At 54.6% G+C, this 19,863-nt stretch carries 21 protein-coding genes; 8 read left to right on the top strand and 13 right to left on the bottom strand.

Annotated elements, in window-relative coordinates:
* Nucleotides 1-46 precede the first annotated feature (46 nt).
* Nucleotides 47-1,528: an apolipoprotein N-acyltransferase gene (gene lnt, locus ACT3UM_RS12660; protein WP_498899274.1), complete on the top strand. Its 1,482-nt coding sequence runs from the start codon at nt 47-49 to the stop codon at nt 1,526-1,528.
* A gap of 106 nt (nt 1,529-1,634) precedes the next feature.
* Here the strand turns inward: lnt and ACT3UM_RS12655 are convergent, their stop codons facing one another.
* On the bottom strand, nt 1,635-2,696 hold the full coding sequence (locus tag ACT3UM_RS12655; RefSeq protein ID WP_498899272.1) for an NAD(P)-dependent alcohol dehydrogenase: 1,062 nt from the start codon (nt 2,694-2,696) through the stop codon (nt 1,635-1,637).
* A gap of 221 nt (nt 2,697-2,917) precedes the next feature.
* Between ACT3UM_RS12655 and ACT3UM_RS12650 the strand changes: the two genes are divergently transcribed.
* A complete protein-coding gene (locus ACT3UM_RS12650) occupies nt 2,918-3,811 on the top strand; it encodes an AraC family transcriptional regulator (protein ID WP_498899270.1) in 894 nt (297 codons plus the stop codon).
* A gap of 20 nt (nt 3,812-3,831) precedes the next feature.
* Here ACT3UM_RS12650 and ACT3UM_RS12645 read toward each other — a convergent pair whose 3' ends face one another.
* Nucleotides 3,832-4,257, bottom strand: coding sequence for a VOC family protein (locus ACT3UM_RS12645; RefSeq protein WP_035584565.1), 426 nt, complete (start codon nt 4,255-4,257; stop codon nt 3,832-3,834).
* Nucleotides 4,258-4,390: 133 nt separating this feature from the next.
* Here ACT3UM_RS12645 and ACT3UM_RS12640 point away from each other — a divergent pair, with 133 nt between their 5' ends.
* Nucleotides 4,391-5,269, top strand: a complete 879-nt coding sequence (locus ACT3UM_RS12640) for a LysR family transcriptional regulator (RefSeq protein WP_498899268.1) — start codon at nt 4,391-4,393, stop codon at nt 5,267-5,269.
* Nucleotides 5,270-5,368: 99 nt separating this feature from the next.
* On the opposite strand, the gene mqo is transcribed toward ACT3UM_RS12640, so the two are convergent.
* On the bottom strand, nt 5,369-7,048 hold the full coding sequence (mqo, locus tag ACT3UM_RS12635; RefSeq protein ID WP_498899266.1) for a malate dehydrogenase (quinone): 1,680 nt from the start codon (nt 7,046-7,048) through the stop codon (nt 5,369-5,371).
* A 150-nt stretch (nt 7,049-7,198) separates the two neighbouring features.
* Between mqo and ACT3UM_RS12630 the strand changes: the two genes are divergently transcribed.
* Nucleotides 7,199-7,432 carry a DUF3820 family protein gene (locus ACT3UM_RS12630; RefSeq protein ID WP_498899264.1) on the top strand — a complete coding sequence of 78 codons (234 nt, stop codon included), beginning with the start codon at nt 7,199-7,201 and terminating at the stop codon, nt 7,430-7,432.
* Between the two features lie 23 nt (nt 7,433-7,455).
* Here ACT3UM_RS12630 and ACT3UM_RS12625 read toward each other — a convergent pair whose 3' ends face one another.
* Nucleotides 7,456-7,788 (bottom strand): hypothetical protein, encoded by a 333-nt coding sequence (locus tag ACT3UM_RS12625; RefSeq protein ID WP_498899462.1) that lies wholly within the window; start codon nt 7,786-7,788, stop codon nt 7,456-7,458.
* Nucleotides 7,789-7,918: 130 nt separating this feature from the next.
* Between ACT3UM_RS12625 and ACT3UM_RS12620 the strand changes: the two genes are divergently transcribed.
* Complete coding sequence (locus ACT3UM_RS12620; protein ID WP_498899262.1) at nt 7,919-8,686, top strand: DUF1499 domain-containing protein; 768 nt, start codon at nt 7,919-7,921, stop codon at nt 8,684-8,686.
* Nucleotides 8,687-8,696: 10 nt separating this feature from the next.
* Here ACT3UM_RS12620 and ACT3UM_RS12615 read toward each other — a convergent pair whose 3' ends face one another.
* The 5 genes from ACT3UM_RS12615 to ACT3UM_RS12595 form a co-directional block, all read right to left on the bottom strand.
* Entirely contained in the window at nt 8,697-9,059 is a 363-nt protein-coding gene (locus ACT3UM_RS12615; RefSeq protein ID WP_035584583.1) for a ribbon-helix-helix domain-containing protein, read from the bottom strand.
* A gap of 131 nt (nt 9,060-9,190) precedes the next feature.
* Complete coding sequence (locus tag ACT3UM_RS12610) at nt 9,191-9,760, bottom strand: DJ-1/PfpI family protein (RefSeq protein ID WP_498899260.1); 570 nt, start codon at nt 9,758-9,760, stop codon at nt 9,191-9,193.
* 115 nt (nt 9,761-9,875) lie between these two features.
* On the bottom strand, nt 9,876-11,975 hold the full coding sequence (locus ACT3UM_RS12605; RefSeq protein WP_498899258.1) for a methyl-accepting chemotaxis protein: 2,100 nt from the start codon (nt 11,973-11,975) through the stop codon (nt 9,876-9,878).
* 59 nt (nt 11,976-12,034) lie between these two features.
* A complete protein-coding gene (locus ACT3UM_RS12600; protein ID WP_498899256.1) occupies nt 12,035-13,234 on the bottom strand; it encodes an ABC transporter substrate-binding protein in 1,200 nt (399 codons plus the stop codon).
* A gap of 223 nt (nt 13,235-13,457) precedes the next feature.
* Nucleotides 13,458-14,072 (bottom strand): flavin reductase family protein, encoded by a 615-nt coding sequence (locus ACT3UM_RS12595; RefSeq protein WP_035584595.1) that lies wholly within the window; start codon nt 14,070-14,072, stop codon nt 13,458-13,460.
* A 109-nt stretch (nt 14,073-14,181) separates the two neighbouring features.
* Here ACT3UM_RS12595 and ACT3UM_RS12590 point away from each other — a divergent pair, with 109 nt between their 5' ends.
* From ACT3UM_RS12590 to ACT3UM_RS12580, 3 genes are all read left to right on the top strand, one after another.
* Nucleotides 14,182-15,129 (top strand): D-2-hydroxyacid dehydrogenase family protein, encoded by a 948-nt coding sequence (locus ACT3UM_RS12590; RefSeq protein WP_498899253.1) that lies wholly within the window; start codon nt 14,182-14,184, stop codon nt 15,127-15,129.
* Between the two features lie 85 nt (nt 15,130-15,214).
* Complete coding sequence (arfB, locus tag ACT3UM_RS12585; protein ID WP_064234834.1) at nt 15,215-15,631, top strand: alternative ribosome rescue aminoacyl-tRNA hydrolase ArfB; 417 nt, start codon at nt 15,215-15,217, stop codon at nt 15,629-15,631.
* The gene (locus ACT3UM_RS12580; RefSeq protein ID WP_498899250.1) at nt 15,631-15,891 is read left to right on the top strand and encodes a DUF1289 domain-containing protein; all 261 of its coding nucleotides are present in this window, start codon (nt 15,631-15,633) and stop codon (nt 15,889-15,891) included. Before arfB ends, ACT3UM_RS12580 begins: the two co-directional genes overlap by 1 nt.
* Here ACT3UM_RS12580 and ACT3UM_RS12575 read toward each other — a convergent pair.
* The 4 genes from ACT3UM_RS12575 to corA all read right to left on the bottom strand — a co-directional run bounded on the left by ACT3UM_RS12575 (nt 15,858) and on the right by corA (nt 19,845).
* Complete coding sequence (locus ACT3UM_RS12575) at nt 15,858-16,922, bottom strand: proline racemase family protein (RefSeq protein ID WP_172821663.1); 1,065 nt, start codon at nt 16,920-16,922, stop codon at nt 15,858-15,860. The genes ACT3UM_RS12580 and ACT3UM_RS12575 overlap by 34 nt on opposite strands.
* The gene (locus tag ACT3UM_RS12570; protein ID WP_498899248.1) at nt 16,922-18,112 is read right to left on the bottom strand and encodes a zinc-binding dehydrogenase; all 1,191 of its coding nucleotides are present in this window, start codon (nt 18,110-18,112) and stop codon (nt 16,922-16,924) included. The genes ACT3UM_RS12575 and ACT3UM_RS12570 overlap by 1 nt, the downstream gene beginning before the upstream one ends.
* Nucleotides 18,113-18,157: 45 nt before the next feature.
* Entirely contained in the window at nt 18,158-18,736 is a 579-nt protein-coding gene (locus ACT3UM_RS12565) for an NnrU family protein (RefSeq protein ID WP_498899246.1), read from the bottom strand.
* A 140-nt stretch (nt 18,737-18,876) separates the two neighbouring features.
* On the bottom strand, nt 18,877-19,845 hold the full coding sequence (gene corA, locus ACT3UM_RS12560; protein WP_498899244.1) for a magnesium/cobalt transporter CorA: 969 nt from the start codon (nt 19,843-19,845) through the stop codon (nt 18,877-18,879).
* Nucleotides 19,846-19,863 lie beyond the last annotated feature (18 nt).

Raw genomic sequence — 19,863 nt, 5'->3', positions numbered from 1 at the left:
TCGCTACCCCACCCCCTCGTACCTTACCGACGACAGGTTTATCGCTATGGGTTTCCCCCCCGCGTTTTTGTTACAGCTGCTTGCCGCCCTGGTGGCGGGCGGCTTCACCACCCTAACGGCTTCCCCTTTTGAACTTTGGTGGCTAGGCCCGGTGGCGATTGGTTTGCTCTATGTTGGCCTGCATACCTTAACCCCCGCCCAGGCGGTCCTTAAAGGGTGGCTATACGGCGTGGCGCTATTTGCCAGCGGCACCTCCTGGGTGTATGTCTCTATCCACGACTATGGCTATACCGGCGTACCGCTAGCGGTATTTCTAACCGCGCTGTTTGTCACTGTTCTGGCACTGTTTTTTGCCGGCACCTTCTGGCTATACCGGCGCTTCACCTCTGCCCGGCTGGCGTTTATCAGTTTTGCCGGTGCCTGGGTACTGGGCGAGGTGCTGCGTACCTATCTGTTTACCGGCTTTCCTTGGCTGTTGCTGGGCTCGGGCTATGTCGACTCACCGCTCGCCGCCTGGGCGCCCGTTGGCGGCGTCTACTTGCTTTCGCTGCTGGTCGCGCTTAGCGGCGTGCTTGGCGCTGAGCTATTGCTTCGTCGCCAGTGGTGGGCGCTTGCTCCTCTCGCGGCTATTTGGTTAATTCCGCTGGCATTGCCGCAGCTTTGGACCACACCCGTCAGCGACCCCACCCGTGTCGCCTTGCTGCAGGGCAACTTGCCTCAGCTGTCTAAGTGGACGCCAGAAGGCCAGCGTGAAGCCGCCAATACTTATAGCGAACTCACCCGCGAAGTCGCCGACGAGGTCGATCTGATCATATGGCCAGAAACCGCCCTACCGATGATGGAGACTCAGGCCCGCCCGGTATTAGAGCGGGTGCAAGCTAACCTGCCGCCTGACGTCGCCCTACTCACCGGCATTGTTCAGCGCGACGAACAAGAACGCTACTTCAATAGCGTGATTGGCATAGGCGACGTAGAAGGCAGCTACCAGAAAGAGCACCTGGTGCCCTTTGGCGAGTACCTGCCGCTGGAGAGCGTGCTACGAGGAGCAATTAATTTTTTCGATTTACCTATGTCGACATTCACCAAAGGTGAAACAGAACAAACACCGATGCAGGCCGCCGGGATAAATATTGGCAATGCAATCTGCTACGAGATTATTTACCCACAGTTGGTTGCCCGCCGCGCTCAAGACAGCGGGGTAATTATGACGGTCTCTAACGACACCTGGTTTGGCGCCTCTATCGGCCCCCACCAGCACCTGCAGATGGCACGGCTGCGGGCGTTAGAGAACGGTCGCTATGTGGTGCGCGCTACCAGTAACGGGATTACTGCGATTATCGACCCTAATGGGCAAATTGTTGAACGTGCACCCCAGTTTGAAACCACAGCGCTGACCGGCGAGTTCTATGCAATGGAGGGCCTGACACCGTTCACACGTTTGGGTAGTTGGCCTGCTTGGTTGCTGGCAGGCTTGATGCTGATACCGGGCGTAGTCGCCGCACGAGGCACACGTCAGGCGCGCAGCTGATACAACCGCGTACAAAATGGCCCACGTCCTGAAGAGGACGCGGGCCATTTTTTTTATTAAGTGACTGCTCAGTTAAACACGCCTGCCTAGGCGGGCGTTCGGCAATTTAAGCGGCGCTATTTTTCAGCGTCGCCATATCAATCACGAAACGGTAGCGAACATCGCCTTTTTCCATGCGCTCAAAGCCTTCATTAATGTTGTTGATATCGAGCATTTCGATATCACAAGTAATGCCTTGATCGGCGCACAGCTTGAGCAGCTCTTCGGTCTCCGCAATACCACCGATTAATGAACCGGCAACCACACGGCGCTTAAAGACCAGGTTAAAGGCTTCAATGGCAGGCTCAATGGGCTCTAGCAAGCCGACAATGATGTGCGTTCCATCATACTTCAGCGATGTTAGGTAAGGGTTTAGATCGTGCTGGACTGGCACGGTGTCGAGCATAAAGTCGAAGGTTTCAGCAACGGCGTCCATCTGCGCCTGATCGCTAGAGACGACTACGTGGTCAGCACCGTTACGCTTCGCTTCGTCAACTTTGGCGTCGGAGCGGGTGAAAACGGTGACTTCAGCGCCCAATGCTTTAGCCAGTTTAACGCCCATATGGCCTAAGCCGCCCATACCAATCACACCGACTTTATGGCCTTTACCCACGCCGTGATGCTTAAGCGGGGAATAAGTCGTCACACCGGCGCACAGAATCGGCGCTGCTGAGGCTAAATCGATGCCATCAGGCATTTGCAGCACAAAGTGCTCGCTCACCACGATAGAGTCAGAGTAGCCGCCCTGGGTCATGGTGCCATCTTTGCGGTCTTCGCTGCCGTAGGTCATGGTGAAACCTTCCAGACAGTACTGCTCTACACCGTCTTTACAGGCCGCGCAGGTACGGCATGAATCCACCATGCAACCAACGCCTACCAAGTCACCGGCTTTAAAACGCGAGACTTTATCGCCAACAGAGGTCACCCGGCCGACTATTTCATGGCCAGGAACCACGGGGTATTGGCTCATGCCCCAGTCATTGCGGGCAAAATGCAAGTCACTGTGGCAGACACCACAGTAGAGAATCTCAATCGCAACGTCATCAGGGCGCGGCTGACGACGATCAAACGTAAAGGGTGCTAAGGGCTTATCGTTAGCAAATGCGGCGTAGGATAATGCTTGGCTCATCGGTGAAACTCCTTATCATCAAAAGACTGCCGTATAAATCAGCAGGCATTTCCCCCGCGTGCGAGGCATGCCAACAGTATTGGCCTATTCCGTGATGATAGCGATGAACGAAGCTACGCCATTTTTGCCCATTACTCCGATACCACGTAATAAAATAACAAAAAACCAGTATAAATGGTTATGATTATGCAAAAGCCACCAGAAAATGGAGAGAAGCAACCATGACCTCCACCGCCCAGGCTGGCAATGCGCTGGCTGCCGTTATCGCGCCACTGATTAAAGGCGACGGTATCAATGGCACCCCGCTACCCGGCGTGTCGTTACTCTGTTTAAGCCGCCACCAGGTGCGCACGCCGCTGCTTTATGAACCGAGCCTGACCATCATTGCCCAAGGGCGCAAAATGGGCTATCTCGGTGATCGCGAAATCTATTACGACCCCGGCCACTACTTGGTTCAAACGCTACCACTGCCCTTTGAGTGCGAAACCTACGGCTCACCGGAAGCGCCGCTGTTAGGCATATCGGTACGCCTGGATCCCGCGCTATTAAGCGAAATGGTAACGGCGATGGGCGATACTGGTGGTCACGCCCAGGCACCGCTGCCGATGGCCTCGGTGGCGATGACAGACGGCATGCAGGACGCTGTACTACGCTTGGCGCGCACGCTAAATGAAGCGGTGGAGTGTAGCACCATGGGCACAGCCCGCATTCGCGATGTGGTCTTTGAAGCGCTAAAGGGCGAACAGGGTCCCGCTTTACGGGCGCTGGTACTGGGGCATGGAAACTATTCACGCATCGTGCAGGTGCTATCTAAGTTACACCGACATTTTGCCGACGACTTTAGCGTGGAACAGCTGGCCGCCCAGGCCAATATGAGTCCGTCGACGTTTCACCAGCACTTTAAGCAGATTACCCGCTCGTCCCCGGCCCAGTACTTAAAACGGCTGCGTTTAATCAAAGCGCAGCAGTTGCTGCTGCAGGATAATCACAATGTTAATCAGGCCGCTGCGGCGGTAGGTTACCGCAGCGTGCCTCAGTTTAGCCGCGACTATAAGCGCTACTTTGGCGAGCCGCCGCTTCAGCATCGCCGTCAGGAGCAGGCGTTACGCGCTTAAAACGAGACTCAATGCAGTGCCTATTTGGCAAACACCTGACTCATATCTTTAAACGCCTTGAACTCCAGGGCGTTTCCGCATGGGTCGAGCAGGAACATGGTGGCCTGCTCGCCGACTTCACCTTTAAAACGAATATACGGCTCAATCACAAACTGAGTATCCCGCGCTTTCAAGCGCTCAGCCAAGGCTTCCCACTCGTCCCACGCCAAGATGACCCCAAAGTGCGGCACCGGTACGTTGTGCCCATCTACCGGATTCGAGTGGGCGCTCTCTTGCCCTGGCGTTTTAGGCTGCTCATGAATAACTAGCTGGTGGCCGAAGAAATTAAAGTCGACCCACTGTTCGCTGGAACGCCCCTCTTCCAAACCAAACACATCGTTATAAAACGCTCTTGCGAGCGCTACATCATAGACAGGAATCGCCAGATGGAAGGGTGAAAGACTCATGATCATTCTCCACATTATTGGGTTTTGTGAGGTTCGCGGGCACTTTATGCAGCCTCGCTGTGTTCATCCTAGGGCCGCCCATGGGAAAATAAAATCAATAACTATTTGGCTGATTCACAAAAAGGATTGATCAATGATCCGCGAGCTCAAAACGCTGATAGCGGTCGCTCAGGAAGGCACCTTTGCCGCAGCGGGCAACAAAATTGGCCTCACCCAAGCGGCGGTAAGCGCACAAATGAAGCGCCTTGAGGAAGAGCTGGGTATCGCCCTGTTTGAACGTAAAGGGCGTGCCGCTATCTTGACCCCGCGGGGCCAAGAGACGTTAAAGCAAGCCCACGCCCTGCTCACCCTCTACAGCACGCTGGGTGCTGCTACGGCGGGCCAGCCAGCGACACAGCGGGTCAATATTGGCGCCATTGCATCGATACAGCGCTCGCTACTACCCGATGCGCTGGCGCGTTTTCATCACGCCCATAGCGAGTGCCGTACCCGCGTGGTGCCTGGGCTCTCCATGGAATTGGTGAATCAAGTCGATGCCGGCGAGCTGGATATGGCGGTGATTATTCGCCCCCCCTTTACCCTGCACAGCGATTTGCGCTGGACGCCCCTTGCCCATGAGCCGTTTCGGCTAATCTTGCCTTGCCATATTGATGGTGACCAGTGGCAGGAACTGATCACCCGCCAGCCGTTCGTGCGCTACGACCGCGCCTCCTTTGGTGGACGGCAAGTAGACCGCTTCCTACGCGACAATCACTGCAACGTACGCGAGGTGTGCGAAGTCGATGAACTGGAGGCCATCGTTAAACTGGTCGCCAAAGGGGTAGGCGTTGCGTTGGTGCCCCAGGCGATTGCGCAGCAACGCTGGCCACCGGGAGTGCGAGCGATTGATTTGGGCGAGCGTACGTTTCACCGCGATATAGGGCTGATTCATCCGACCAGTGGCCACTTGAGCGAACCCGCCCGGGCGCTTGCCCAATTGATTAGCGAGATCGCCCAGCGGGCGAAGCTTTAATAGCCCCCTCTCAGCCATTATGGAGGCAATAAAAAACGCTACCCCTGTTGTTCGGGATAGCGTTTTAGCTAGCAACATTAAAGTGCGGTTGACTCAGTTTTACACTTCGCTGTCAGCTTCTTCTTGCGTCTCGCTTGCCGGAGTATCGCTAACTGCCTCTTCGTCCTGCTGGTCTTGCGCGTTATTTACCTCGTTCGCCTGCTCTGCGTCGCTATCGGCAGCAAGATTCAGTGGCTCATCTAGCTGCAAGGTTTGCGCGGTAAAGGCACGTACTTCGCTAAGTAGATCAGGATTTTCCGCCAAGCGCTGTCCATAAGAAGGCACGATGTCGGTCAGCGTTTGCTGCCACTCTGCGCTGGCAACCTGCTCGGGGAAAACGCGGTCAAGCAGGTTTAGCATAATAGACGGGGCTGTTGAGGCTCCCGGCGATGCGCCCAGCAGTGCCGACATGGTGCCATCTTGCGACGTCACGACTTCGGTACCGAACTGCAACACACCACCCTTTTCAGGATCTTCTTTGATAATTTGTACCCGTTGACCTGCTGTCCACAGTGTCCAATCGTCTTGGTTTGCTTCAGGGTAGTACTTCTGTAGTGCTTCAAAGCGATCATCGTCAGACATCAGTACCTGGCCAACCAAGTAACGCACCAGATTAAAGTTATCCATCCCAACTTCAGCTACCGGCCAAGTGTTATGCAGCGTCAGCGAGCTAAATAGATCCGTCCAGGAACCCTCTTTCAGGAACTTGGTGGAGACCGCCGCAAAGGGGCCAAAAAACAGCGCTGGCTCACCGTCCAGGTTGCGCCGGTCCAAGTGCGGCACGGACATCGGCGGAGAACCTTCGCCCGCTTTACCATAGGCCTTAACGTCGTGCTGGGCCACCACGTCTGGATTAGTGGTATAAAGGAACTGGCCACTTACCGGGAAGCCTGCGTAAGCTTCGGCTTCAGGAATGCCCGACTCCTGCAGCAACAATAGCGCAGCCCCACCCGCGCCGATAAAGACATAGCGGGAATCGACGGTAGTTTCCCCACCGTTGGCGCGATCTGCCACGGTCACTTTCCAGGTACTGTCATCATTGCGCTCTAGACCACGCACTTCACTGCTAAGGCCCAGCGTAAAGTGGTCGCTTTGCGCCAGCGACTCAACCATTTGGCGCGTTTGCGCACCATAGTTAACTTCGGTGCCCATCTGCATGCGTGTTGCTGCAACGGGGGTGTCGCTGCCTTCACGGCCTGCCATCACCAGCGGCATCCACTCGGCCAGTTCCGAGCGATCTTCAGAGTACTCCATACCCTCATACAGCGGGTTTTGTGTCATCGCCTGGTGGCGCTCACGCAGGAAGTTGACGTCGTCCTCCCCCCAAACCACCGCAATGTGCGGCACACTTTGGATAAACGAATCTGGATCACCCAGAATGCCAGCCTCTACCTGGTGAGACCAAAACTGACGGGAGACTTCAAACTGTTCGGTTACCTTAGTGGCACGCTCAATTTTAACTTGGCCATCAACTTCCGGCGTATAATTGAGCTCCATAAAGGCTGAGTGCCCGCTACCGGCATTGTTCCAGGCGTTGGAACTCTCCTCCGCCACTTGGTCCAAGCGCTCATAAAGGTGGATATTCCACTCAGGCTCAAGCTCTTGCAGGTAGGTACCCAGCGTGGCGCTCATAATGCCGCCGCCAATCAGTACCACATCAACAGGCTCATCGGCGGCAAGCGGCATGGCTGCCAACGCCAACAGCGGAGAACAGAGTAATAGGCTAAAACGTTTTTGCATGTCATGTCCCTGACGATACAGAAAGGACGCGCCGGAACACTAGGTCTCCGGCATCGAGGGGGGTATTATTTGTCGACTAAAGTCTAACAAAAATACGTCAAGCCGGAAATATGCAATCTTACTTAAATGAGAATGAATGGAATTTAAGCTATGAAACCAGAGGATCTGGAAAAGTTAGTGACTCGCACCATGCCCTTTGGCAATTATGAGGGCCGCCTGATCGCCGATCTCCCCGGCCCCTATTTAAACTGGTTTGCTAGGGAAGGGTTTCCCTCTGGGGAAATTGGCCAGTTGCTGCATTTGATGCATGAAATAGACCACAATGGGCTTGGCCCGCTGCTTGACCCATTGCGGAAAACGCCCAGCCAACGTGGCGAAATCTAAGGCTTTGTGTTTTTATCAGCACTCTAACGCTCGTTCAGAGCACGCTGAAATTCAGCACGGTAAGCCGCCTCATGCTGTGCAGTATCCGCAGGAAAGCGGCCTAAAGCGACTGCCAGTTCAAAAAAGCCCGCTGCGGGTAAACCATCGCCGCGACGGCTGACGACCAGTGCAGAGATAAATGGCTTCTGCTGCGCGGCGTCTTCGCGCATTAACCGCTCTAACGCCTGGGTAACCTGGGCGATGGTTCGCGGCGGCGTGAGGGCCAGCGCACTAGCCGCCTGCTGATACGTCATTGGCAAGGTGTCACGCGGTGCGCTCAGAAGTAGCTGGCGGAGAGCGGCGGCATTATCGGTCATATATAGCTTATCGTCAGGTTCTAACACGTTCACTTTGCCCATTGGTGGCGCCGTGTTTTTGCTAAGCCGTGTTTGTGCTAAGAAGTATGTGTGCTAAGAATAGCGAAATACGCTGTATTAAGGAGAGAACATGGTAACGCGACCAACCCAGGCGCGCCCTCGCGGTGGCCGCTGGCCAAACGTGCTGGCGGTCTTAGCCATTCTACTGATAGCCGCAGCGGCACTGATGATGGCAGGCGCCGGGCCGGCTTATCGCGGTGAACTTATCAGCCTCGGCGAGGCGTTCAACTTACTGCGCAACGGCGTCTATGCTGCCGGAGGGGCGGTAGCCGTGAGCATTATCGCGCTGCTATGGAGCATGCTGGCTCGCCGTTCTACGCCCGCTTTAATGGCCACGCTGGTGATCATCGCCGCTACAGCGCTGCTTTATGTACCCTGGCAACATTGGCAACGCGCCCAGCAGGTGCCCGCCATTCATGATATCACCACCGATACGCAGAACCCGCCTGCCTTTGAAGCCTTGGCCGAGGCGCGAGAAGCGGCGCCTAACGGGGTCGACTATCCCGGCGCAGCCACCGCGCAGCAACAGCAAGCCGCTTATCCCAATATCCAGCCGTTGGTCTTGGCCGCCTCCCCGCAATCGGTGTTGGCTGCCGCGCAAGCAGAGGCCGAAGAAGCTGGTTGGCGTATCGCCCGCATTACCGACAATCATATAGAAGCTACCGCGACTACGCGCTGGTTTGGCTTTGAGGATGATGTCGTTATTCGCTTAACCGACGTTGAAAACGGCGTGCAGGTGGATATGCGCTCGGCATCACGCCTTGGCGCCAGCGATGTGGGTACCAATGCTGCGCGTATCGAGCAGTTTTTAGCGGCGCTGGATGCGCGACTTGAATAGGCCTTTTTCGTTAATGTATTTGATCACGCCTATTGCCACCTTCGCGCGCTAAAATTCGCTCAGCGTCCAGGGTGGCGATAGGCACTTGATGCTGGGCGGGGATATCCCCACTCAATTGAAGCGCTTGATAACGCAGCGCACAAACACGCAAAAACGAGGTGAAGTTGCCCAAATCATGCCCGGCGTCGATGGATTCGTGATACAGCCGGGTAATCATCTGGGCCGTGTTCATGCCATCTCGCTGGGCAATCTCTTCGAGAATGTGCCAGAAATAATTCTCCATGCGCACGCTGGTGACCATACCATCGATACGCAGCGAGTGTGTCGCACTGCGCCACAGCTCGGGGTCAGCTTGAATAAACAGTTTACACATGGGCGTAGTCTCTTTGGGTAGACATCGTCTCTTGGCCTATTAGCCTCCACACGAGTCATTAGCATAGCGGACATAAGCGCAGAGCGCCCAGCGGGTGCTGGGCGCAAACGTCGTTATCACTGCGGATAAACTTACTTATTCAGTAACGCCATAAACTGGGCAAGCCAAGCCGGGTGGGCAGGCCAAGCAGGTGCAGTGACCAAATTGCCATCCGTTACCGCATCGGTCACTTCCAGGTTGGCAAAGTGGCCACCCGCAAGTTCTACCTCCGGCTGGCAGGCAGGGTACGCAGAGCACTGCCGGCCTTCCAACACGTTGGCAGCAGCTAACAGCTGGGCGCCGTGACAAATCGCAGCCACGGGCTTATTAGTCTCAAAAAAGTGCTGAACCATGGTTAGCACCTCTTTATTCAAGCGAAGATACTCCGGTGCACGGCCACCAGGCACCACCAGCGCATCATAATCGGCTGGATTAGTGCTGGCGAAATCAGCGTTCAGTGCAAAGCGGTGGCCGGGCTTTTCGGAATAGGTTTGATCGCCTTCAAAGTCATGAATCGCGGTGGCCACGGTGTCGCCTGAGGCTTTCCCAGGGCAGACAGCATCGACACTGTGGCCAACGGCCATGAGTGCCTGAAACGGCACCATGGTTTCATAATCTTCAGTGAAATCGCCGGTGATCATTAAAATGCGCTTGCTGCTCATCTCCGTGCTCCTCTTATCTGTTTATCTTATGATTATTGATCGAGTGTTTGAGCACACGCGGGGCGTGTTAGATGAGACTAGCAAGCGCTTTCCAACAACAGGTAGTAATTGCTTACTACTGAGTAACTTCTTCCTTCTGTGGGAGAGAGAGACGCTGCTGCCCTGCCGTGTCACTGACGCGGAATCGCCCTACCAGTGAATGCATATCCCCGGCGCGGTCATCCAGGGTATGGCTGGCGGTCGTCGCTTCTTGTACCAACCGGGCATTCTGGTGGGTCACTTGATCCAACTGCGAAATTGCCTGATTGATCTGGTCGATACCCGCAGATTGCTCATGGGTCGCCCCTGCAATCTCGACAACATAGCGGGTCACCTCACTCAGGCTATCAATGATTTCCTGCAAGTGCTGACTAGAGGCGTTCACGAGCTGCTCGCCTTCACTCACTTTGGCGACACTGTCGTCTACCAAATGACGAATTTGGGCGGCTTCTTCGGCGCTACGACCGGCCAGTTTGCGTACTTCCTGGGCCACCACGGCAAACCCACGCCCCTGCTCACCGGCTCGCGCCGCTTCAACGGAAGCATTGAGCGCCAGCAAGTTGGTTTGAAAGGCGATATCGTCAATGGCTTTAATGATCGAGGTGATTTTTTCGCTTGCCTCGCGAATATCACTCATCGCCGCCGTCGTGCGCGTTGACACATCGCCTGCTGCACGTGCGCGTTGATCGACATTGCCGCTGGCGTCTTTGGCCTGGTCAGCGTACTCAGCGGTCTGTTTCACCGTGGCAGTAATCTCTTCAAGGCTTGAAGCCGTTTCCGCCAACGAGGCCGCCTGCTGGTCAGTACGCTGTGAGAGGTTCTCATTACCTGCGGCAATTTGTCGGCTGCTGGCCGCAATGGATTCGGCGCTTTCGCGTATTTGCGCCACCATGCCTTCAAAGGTATCCATCATGTTATTGAACGCTTGAGCAGTTTGGCCCACTTCATCGTTGCGCTTAAGCTCAAGACGCTTGGAGAGGTCGGCATTTTCCCCTGCGGCGCCGCTGATGCTTTCCATTTGCTGGCGCATTGCCACTAGCGGCCCCAGCACGCGAACCATGGTACGCCAACCAAAAATCGCCAGCAGTGCGATGACCGCCAGAGTCACCATAATCAGTAACGAGCGACCTGCGTTGGCTAGCGTCTCAGCTTGCGTCGCGGCACTATCCGCCTGCCCAACGGTATACGCTTCCACGTCACTTAGCGCTGCTCGCATCTGTGTCATAGCTTGCGCAACATTTGTCAGCGCCGCCTGCACCTGTTCGTTAAGCGATAGCTGCTGTAAACGCAGCTCATAGACGGCGTCGTCGTCGGATACCATCAGTCCTTCCAGTTCGACAATAACATCGTCTAAATCACTAATCAGCGCGCGCTGCTCTACTTCAGTACTCGGCGCATTGGCGATCGCTGCGAGTGACTGGCGAGCCAGCCCCACCTGTTGGGCAATTTCATTGTGGCGCAAGTTGACCAGCGCGTCGGCGCTATCCGTTTGCATCATCTGGCGCCCCAGGTCAGACAGCACCGCCAACGCCATGCGCGCATTGCCACTTAGGCGTCCGATATCCGCCTGCGCGGTAAACATGTTGTCAAGCAGCTGCGTTGGCAGCGTGGTCATGCCATCTTCGCGCCAGGCCTCCATTAACTCGCGCTGTTCACGATCACTACGAACCTGCGCTAACGCCGTACGACCGGCAATATCTTCAGCGCTCAGCATCACTTGTGAAATGAGCGCTTGCATAGCACTAATGCGCTCGGCCATCTGCGTTTGCAGGCTCAACTCTTCACGGCGTACGGCCTCCAGCGCCGTATCCCCTTCCAGCAACGCCTGATAGTGGCTATCCAGGTCACTCAATCCTTGCGTTTTATCAACCCCATGGAGGCCTTGCCGTGCATCATTAAATCGCTTATTCAATTCCGCTTGAGTGGTGGCTGCATCTAGACCCGCCATGCTTTCTGCGGCAAGCAAATCCGCATGGCGTTGACCAAATGCCCCCATGGTGAGCACCATGCCCATGCTGGCATCCTGAAGCGGTAACACCTCACCGGTAATATAGCGCTGTGAGTCGATTAGCCGTTGGTTGGTGGTCCAGCCTGTTGCTGCCAGTACGACGGCGCCCAGCACCGCAGCCAAGAACAGGCTGATCAACATCGCTCGAATACTTAAGGTTTTTTTCATTATCTGTTTTCACTTGTGTCAGGGTCTTACAGGTAACGTAAGCTTTGTGAATGAAACCTTTAAGGCAACAAGCTCGCCCATTCCACGGACTCAAAACGGCCATTAGTGATAATCGTTGGCCACACCGCATCGCTGGCTTGATGGTCGTTCGTCCCCAAGCTAACCGGCTCTTCTAGTCCAATATCAACCGAGCCTAAACCGAGTAAACCATCCACAATGGCGTCACGGTCTGGATTCGCTCCGGCGGCTCTCACTCCCTCCACAAAGAGTTTCGCGGCCAGGTAACCTTCGAGTGAGATAAAGTCAGGTTCACTACCATTGGCATGACTTTCCAGCGCTTGGCGGTAAGACTCAACAGCAGGCAAGTCGGCATCCAAGGGTGGTACGACCTGGGTAATGATGACACCTTCGGCCAGATCGCCGAGCTCATCTATAAGCGCTTGGCTGCCCACAAAAGAGACGTTCAGAAATACCGCCTCAGGAAGGTCATTCTTCGCTTCACGAATAAAGTCCGCTGCAGGCCCGTAGGTGCCCACAATAATAATCGCCCGTGGCGTCACCGGCGCTTCCAGAATGGTCGCTAGCCCCTGGTGAATATTGCGAGTTCCGCGGGTAAAGCGTCCATGGGCCAGTGCCTCGATATTATCGACGCCATGGGCAGTTAACGCTTGTGAGGCACCATTATATCCCGCATCGCCAAAGCTATCGTTTTGGGTGAAGAAGGCAATTTCCTCGGGCAACACCCCTGCTTCCAACAGCCCATCCACCATGGCGGCGGTTTCTTGTACGTAGCTGGCCCGATAGTTAATCACGTAGCGGTCTGGCGGTGTCTTACGCAGTACGCCTGCACCGGTAAACGCCCCATAAAGCAGCGTTTCATATTCGTTATAAATGGGAATGGTAACGGTAGCCGTCGGAGTGCCGACATTGCCAATCGCAGCCAGCACTTCATCCTCTTGAATAAGTTCTCGGGTATTACTGGCGGCTTGCAGCGGTTTGTACTGATCATCGCGGGCAATCAAGGCAAGCGTTTCGCCATTAACCCCACCCTCTGCATTGACCTCGGCAAAGTAGGTCTCGATACCTTTTTGCATGCCCAGCCCTAGCGGTGCTGCCCCCCCGCTGGAAGGGGCAACAATCCCAAAGGTCAGTTCCGCCTGCGCTAGCAGTGGAGCAAACACCCCGCCTAATAAAGCTATTGTTAATACAATCCTTTTTAATAAGACTTCTCTTAATAACCAGGTTCCCAATCGTTGCATTGATCTGCTCCTTAATGGCTAGATCACTTCCCCACGTAAATAGCATGGGCAAAGGTATGTCGTGCCCCCCTCACACCTTCGCCACATTACCGAGCTTTTAGTTATTACTATCGGCAGGAGAATATACGACTAAAGATTAATTATCGTTGATTAATAAGTAACAAATATTACTTAGAATGTAACAATTAATTTCAAGCCCGCCAAAAGCTCTAAATTATGCGTTTTATGCGGGTCTTTCGATGGCAAAACGGTCGCTAATCCGAATGTAATCACTGCCAGCTAAACGCCCAACAGGCTTGAGCAAATCCATATCCACATGGCGGCCGTCCCACAGCGAATCGTCAATATGGATGGAGACGACTTGAGCCAGCACTAACGTGCCTGCCAAAGGCTGGTCACCAAACCGGATCATATCAAAAAGTTTGCAGCCAAACGCCACAGGAGCATTGGCAATCCGCGGTACGTTGACGCCAGGCATCACGGCTTTTTCAAGCTCCGCCAGGGCAAACTCATCCTCCCCCGGCGGCAAGCTGGCGCTGGTGGTATTGAGCGCTTCAATTAACCCTTCACTACCCACATGCACGACGCATTCAGGTACTTCATTTAAATTGCGCACCGTGTCTTTAAGTTCGCCGCTGCCATTGAGTAATGGCGAAAATGCCAGCACAGGCGGATTCACACTGGCCACGTTAAAGAAGGAAAACGGCGCCAAATTGGTATTTCCCCGCTTATCCTGGGTAGATACCCAGGCAATTGGCCGGGGGCAAACGCTGCCAGATAGCAGCCGATAAATAACCCCTGGGCTTAGCGGCGCGTCATCTAATAGGTAATCACTCATTGATGGCTCCTTGATGGTGAGTTTTCAGGTTAGTATCACTCTATAACAGCACAGCCTACGACGCTCAGTTTTGCCATTATCGATAAGGCCAGTTTGAGGAGACCTTTTAATGAAGATTGTCATTGCCGATGATTACCAGGACTGTGTGCGCCATTTAGATGCCTTCAAACAGCTCGAAGGCCATGATGTAACGGTTTATCACGACACCCTTACCGACCTGGACGCGCTGAGTGAGCGTTTCCAGGCAGCCGAGGCGCTAGTGCTTATTCGCGAACGCACACCGATAACCGCAGCCCTACTTGAGCGTTTGCCCAATCTGAAAGTGATTAGCCAAACCGGTGGCGGTGCCGCGCATGTGGATATAGCGGCCTGTCACCGTCATGGCATAACGGTAATGACGGGCACCGGTTCGCCCTACGCTGCAGCGGAATTAACCTGGGGTTTGGTGCTGGCCGCGATGCGCCATATACCGGCAGAGGTTGAGAACCTGAAAGCAGGCCGTTGGCAACGCACCTTAGGTACAGGTCTGAAAGGTCGCACACTCGGCATTTTTGGCTACGGAAAAATCGGCAGTTTAGTGGCACGCTACGGTCAGGCATTTGAAATGAAGGTGTTGGTGTGGGGCCGGGAAGGCACTCGTCAGCGCGCCTCTGATGCCGGTCTTGAAGTGGCCGAAAGTCAGGCCGATCTGTTTCAGCGTGCGGATGTACTCAGCCTGCACCTGCGTTTGAACGACGAAACACGCGGTATTGTCAGCGCTGAATCCCTCGCCCAAATGAAGCCGACGTCTTTGTTGGTAAATACCAGCCGTGCTCAGCTAGTGGCGCCAGGGGCACTGGAGCAGGCTCTAAAAGCCGGGCAGCCCGGCCAAGCCGCCGTCGACGTTTTTGACGCGGAACCGCTCTTGGCTGACTCGCTACTAGAGCTGCCCAACCTTGTCGCCACGCCACACCTTGGCTATGTAGAGAAAGATAGCTACGAGCTCTATTTTGGCGATGCCTTTAGCAATCTACTGGCGTATATCAATGGTCAGCCGGTCAACAATCTAGCCAGTTAATTGAGCGTGATAAGCGTGTAGCGACCACTGCCTCTGTGCCAATTGTGCTAGCCTTATGGGTTCACGAGTAACACAGAGGCCATTAATGCTCACCATTTCAAGTAACGTTACCCTGGCTGACTGGGAGATTGATATTAGCCAGATTCGCGCCCAAGGCGCGGGCGGCCAGAACGTCAATAAAGTCGCTTCAGCGGTACACCTGCGCTTCGACATTCTGAGTTCCACGCTGCCCCCGCTGTACAAGGAGCGCTTAATGGCGCTGTCCGACCAGCGCATTAGCAAAGAGGGCGTGGTCATTATTAAAGCCCAGAGCCATCGTAAGCTCGAGCTGAATAAAGAGGATGCGCTAGCGCGTTTAAAAGAGCTGATACAGAGTGCCACCAAGCAGCAGAAAGTACGCCGTGCCACTAAGCCTACCAAAGGCTCGCAGCGCCGCCGCGTCGATCACAAAACCCGTAAGGGCAAAATTAAATCGCTGCGCGGTAAGGTGTCGGCCTCTTAATGACTAAAGACACCGCACCTCCCGCTCAGCGCCCCCTTTCGCCCTGCATACAAATCTGTCAGATTGAACCAACAAAATCAGTGTGCGAAGGGTGTGGCCGCACGCTGGATGAAATTGCGGTTTGGGGCAGCATGACCGAGGCCGAAAAGACCCCGGTATGGGAACGTTTAGTCGCCGAAGGCTATGTTTCCAAAGATCATGTTTCTAACGGCTATGTTTCTAAGGGCTATGTTTCTAAAGGCAGGGCTTCCGGCGAGTGACGGTCGCGCAAGATATGGTGTAGCTCGCCACACGCGACCATCGGGTCATCACAGTTAATCACAATATCCGAGTGGGCCAGTACATAGCTGCGGCCGGTAATGGTATTTTCCACTACCTGGTAAGCCCCTTCCTGATGGGTGCCAATGAAGGTGCCGATAAACCCCGTCTCACGCAGTGACACCGTCTCTAGCTTATCACCTACATTCAAACGTCCTTCGTAGTGCATTAGCGCTAGACGTGCCGAGGTGCCGGTGCCCGTTGTGCTGCGGCAAATAACGCCTGGATGAACGTAGGTCGTTGACCGTGAACGTGTATACCCCTCCCCTATCTGCTCTTCAGGTCCCATAAAGTGCAAAAATGGCAGCGGCCCAACATCGCCCAGAGTGTAGTGGGAAAAGCCTCGCTGCGCTTTTATCGCTTCGACAATTTTGTAGGCACACTCCGAAAGCGCGCGCTCTTCATCACGGGAAAGCTTAAAGCCCAGCTCAGTGGCATCGACTAGAGCGTAAAAACCACCGCTATAAGCAATCGAATAAGTGACTTCGCCAACCCCCGGGACTTGAATCGTATCGCGATAGGTATCGATATAGCTGGGCAGACCGCCACAGGTCACCGACTCCACCACGCCGTTATGCACCTTTGCTTCGATTTGCACTAGACCCGCCGGCGCTTCCAGCTTAAAACGCTGAATACCTTCCTGCTTGGGCACAATGCCACTCTCCAACACTGCAGTGGCGGTACACAGCGTGTTGGAGCCGGAGTAAATGGGGTAGCCCATCACTTCCATAATGATGTAACCCGCGACCGCTTCTGGGTGAGTGGCGGGCACTAGCAAATCAACCGACATTTCCGGAATACCGTAAGGCTCTTCGAGCAGCAGGCGACGCAAACCGTCGGCGTCATCGCGCAGGTACTCCATCTGCTCGCGCACAGTGGCGCCCGGCAGACTATCAATCCCCCCCGTGACGATACGACTAACATCGCCGCCGGCATGAGTGTCCATTAGCTGAATGGTATGCAGGTTATGCACTAGCGGCGCTCCTGAACGGCAGAAGAAGAATTTTCAAGGGCGAACGGCGCACCGTGGGAGGCCCACTGAGCATCGGGAACAAGCACAATTTTGCCCAGATAATTGCTGCCCCGGTTAACAAAATAGCGCTCGGCGGCGTGCAGGTCAGAAAGCTTAAACGCCGCATGCAGTACTGGCTTTAACTCCCCGCTGCGAATCCACGCCACCAGCTGTTCGGCCTCTTCACGGGTGCCGTGGGAAACGCCAAATATCTGCACTTGGTAAAGATACACGCGTGTCCACATCATTTCGCTAAGATTGCCACCGCTAGCCCCGGCAATGGAAAGGCGCGGGTAGCTCTTGCGGCCCTGCATATCGACAATCATGGTGTCGATAAACAGGTTGGTCATCTCACCACCAACCAAATCCATCACTGCATCAATCGGTTGGCCAGCAGTGGTTTCCAGCACCCGCTCAACAAAGGTGGGCAGGTCGCCACGATCAATCACCGCTTCCGCACCTAATGCTTTGAGCGCCTCGGCCTTGTCTAACTGACTGACCGCATAGGGGATAGCGCCCACAATACGACAGAGCTGAATTAGCGCGGTGCCCACCCCACCGCTGGCGCCACTGACCAAAACACGCTCGCCGGCACTTACATTGGCGGCAGTCATCATGTGGTAAGCGGTTTGATAAGAACACATGCCCATTGAAGCCAGTTCGGCGTCGTGCAGCTCTGGGTTGGGCACATGATAAAACTGATCAGCAGGCACGGCAATATACTCAGCAAACCCGCCGTCGGCTCCATGGCCGTAGTAATCCGGGGTTAGATTAATATCGCGGCGCTCGTCGGCGTAAATATTGAAATCCAGCAGCCCGCGCTGACCAATGCGCTCAATGTCAACGCCTTCGCCGACCGCCACTATACGGCCAGCGACGTCGGCGCCTTGAACCCGTGGGAAGGTTAACGTGGGGGTGCCGCCCATGGCAAAGGAGGTAACATCGCCCTTGTCCTTGGTGGGATAAAGCCCTTCCCGGGCCTTACGGTCAGTGTTGTTCTTCGCCGTCGCGGTCACCTGCACCAGTACTTCACCCGCTTTGGGCTGCGGCGTGGCGACATCCTGATGATATTCCAGCTTTTCGATATCACCATGTCCAGTTAATAACATAGCGGCCATTGTGGTTGGCACCGTGTGTGTCGTCTCGACCATGGAGTGACTCCTAGGTTGGGCTAACGCCCGATTACTAAATAAAGATTAGCTAAAAACAGGCACGCCAATTAGCGCTGTATGCAGATAAAAAGCGAACACAACATACGCTACTAAGCCTACGAGCACGGTAGCAATGGTGGCCATTTTATGCGTGCTTACGGGCGTAGGCGGTGTAAGGCGGTCGCGCTTTTTAGCGGTTTTAAACGCCAGGATAGCCCAGATAAGAAAGGCAGCAAAAAAGATAATATCACCCAAGCGACCGTTGGCCAGCAGATGAGCAAACGCCCAGATTTTTACTGACAGCATCATCGGGTGGCCCAGCTTGGCCTTGATGGCATTGCCTGGAACATAGGCCGCCACCAGCATAATAAAGGCAGGTACCATCAGCAGTGCTACCGCATGGCGCATGCCCATGGGCGGGTGCCAGATATAGAGGGGGTCGAGGCGCATCTGCCCGAAACCATAAATCGCAATGGCCAGGCCAACGATGGAGACCGCCGAATAGGCGACTTTCCAGGTGGTTTCACCGTGTTTGGCAATCTGCTGCTGACGCCAGTTTTCAGCAAAAATACGTACAGAGTGGCTGCCTAAAAAAATCAGCAGCCCGATCATCATAATGGTCATGGAACAACTCCCAGTGAAAACGCTAGTCGACGGCTTTATGCCTTATAGTCTTGGTCGCTGGAGAGGATGCCACACTCAACCGCTGACCACCTATGTATGCGTCAATTTTTCGTTTCCTGGCGAGTCGCTCACTGGCTAGCCTAAAACCAATGCTTGCGCTTAAATAGCCAAACCATGACACCCGCAATACCCAGCATGGCTCCCCAGACAAAAAAGTAGCCGTACTGATAACGCAGCTCGGGCATATTTTCGAAGTTCATGCCGTAAATTCCGGCAATAAACGTAAGAGGCACAAAAATCGCGGTAATCACCGTGAGCACCCGCATGGTGATATTTAGCTGGTGGGAGGAAATAGAGATATAGCCATCGATTAGGTCACCGCAAATGTCGTAGTACATTTGGGTCAAGGTATAGAGGCGCTCGAAGCGATCCGCCACATCGTTGATCGCGTGCAGGGTTTCGCTCTCTTCCCGCGGTAAATGCTCATAGTCATAAGCGGTGAGTTCTTGGGTAATCCCCTGGTGGTAGCTAAAGATGCGACGCATTTTAACCAGCCGCGAGCGATAGGTGATGATCTTGCGCATTAGCACATCATTACCATTTTCCAGCAGCTCGTCTTCCAGATCGCTTAATGCGGTTTCAAACTCAAGCAGGCTATCGATATAAAAGCCCGCTGAAATATACATCACCCGCAGTGCGACATGTTCCGGCGAGTGGGCCAGTAGGGCTTTACCGTGCTCGTTGAATAGCCGTTCTATGGAGAGCGCTTGGCCGGGATGGAGGGTAACCAGAAATCGCTCGCCCACAAAGAAGCAGACCTGCTGAGGCAGGTAGTTTAGTTCGGCATCAAAGGAGGAGATACCGCGATAAATAATCAAGGTGTGATTATCAAACTCTTCGATTTTAGGCGGATGGCGCTCTTTGTGGGCATCTTGAATCGCCATCGGATGAAACTCAAACGCCTCTAAAATCGTCCGCTCGCTTTGTTGGGACTCCCCTTCCATATCAATCCAGATATGGCTGCCAGGCGTGGAGTGCCAAACGTCCATTAGGCGTTCATCGCTTTCGTGAGTTTCGCCTTCCGGGGTGGTCAAAATCGTTCGAATCATGGTCGTCCTTGAAAGGTT

The sequence above is a fragment of the Halomonas sp. AOP13-D3-9 genome (assembly GCF_052379125.1).
Classification (GTDB): Bacteria; Pseudomonadota; Gammaproteobacteria; order Pseudomonadales; family Halomonadaceae; genus Vreelandella.
This window is presented reverse-complemented; position numbering and strand designations above follow the sequence as displayed.

Bases quoted from the DNA above. Each gene is read 5' to 3' on its own strand.
- ACT3UM_RS12655 (WP_498899272.1), bottom strand. From the start codon at position 2,696: ATGAGCCAAGCATTATCCTACGCCGCATTTGCTAACGATAAGCCCTTA.
- arfB (WP_064234834.1), top strand. From the start codon at position 15,215: ATGCTCACCATTTCAAGTAACGTTACCCTGGCTGACTGGGAGATTGAT.
- ACT3UM_RS12640 (WP_498899268.1), top strand. From the start codon at position 4,391: ATGATCCGCGAGCTCAAAACGCTGATAGCGGTCGCTCAGGAAGGCACC.
- ACT3UM_RS12650 (WP_498899270.1), top strand. From the start codon at position 2,918: ATGACCTCCACCGCCCAGGCTGGCAATGCGCTGGCTGCCGTTATCGCG.
- ACT3UM_RS12595 (WP_035584595.1), bottom strand. From the start codon at position 14,072: ATGAGTGATTACCTATTAGATGACGCGCCGCTAAGCCCAGGGGTTATT.
- ACT3UM_RS12600 (WP_498899256.1), bottom strand. From the start codon at position 13,234: ATGCAACGATTGGGAACCTGGTTATTAAGAGAAGTCTTATTAAAAAGG.
- ACT3UM_RS12625 (WP_498899462.1), bottom strand. From the start codon at position 7,788: ATGACCGATAATGCCGCCGCTCTCCGCCAGCTACTTCTGAGCGCACCG.
- ACT3UM_RS12590 (WP_498899253.1), top strand. From the start codon at position 14,182: ATGAAGATTGTCATTGCCGATGATTACCAGGACTGTGTGCGCCATTTA.
- ACT3UM_RS12565 (WP_498899246.1), bottom strand. From the start codon at position 18,736: ATGACCATTATGATGATCGGGCTGCTGATTTTTTTAGGCAGCCACTCT.
- ACT3UM_RS12605 (WP_498899258.1), bottom strand. From the start codon at position 11,975: ATGAAAAAAACCTTAAGTATTCGAGCGATGTTGATCAGCCTGTTCTTG.
- lnt (WP_498899274.1), top strand. From the start codon at position 47: ATGGGTTTCCCCCCCGCGTTTTTGTTACAGCTGCTTGCCGCCCTGGTG.
- corA (WP_498899244.1), bottom strand. From the start codon at position 19,845: ATGATTCGAACGATTTTGACCACCCCGGAAGGCGAAACTCACGAAAGC.
- ACT3UM_RS12615 (WP_035584583.1), bottom strand. From the start codon at position 9,059: ATGTGTAAACTGTTTATTCAAGCTGACCCCGAGCTGTGGCGCAGTGCG.
- ACT3UM_RS12570 (WP_498899248.1), bottom strand. From the start codon at position 18,112: ATGGTCGAGACGACACACACGGTGCCAACCACAATGGCCGCTATGTTA.
- ACT3UM_RS12580 (WP_498899250.1), top strand. From the start codon at position 15,631: ATGACTAAAGACACCGCACCTCCCGCTCAGCGCCCCCTTTCGCCCTGC.
- ACT3UM_RS12630 (WP_498899264.1), top strand. From the start codon at position 7,199: ATGAAACCAGAGGATCTGGAAAAGTTAGTGACTCGCACCATGCCCTTT.
- ACT3UM_RS12645 (WP_035584565.1), bottom strand. From the start codon at position 4,257: ATGAGTCTTTCACCCTTCCATCTGGCGATTCCTGTCTATGATGTAGCG.
- mqo (WP_498899266.1), bottom strand. From the start codon at position 7,048: ATGCAAAAACGTTTTAGCCTATTACTCTGTTCTCCGCTGTTGGCGTTG.
- ACT3UM_RS12620 (WP_498899262.1), top strand. From the start codon at position 7,919: ATGGTAACGCGACCAACCCAGGCGCGCCCTCGCGGTGGCCGCTGGCCA.
- ACT3UM_RS12610 (WP_498899260.1), bottom strand. From the start codon at position 9,760: ATGAGCAGCAAGCGCATTTTAATGATCACCGGCGATTTCACTGAAGAT.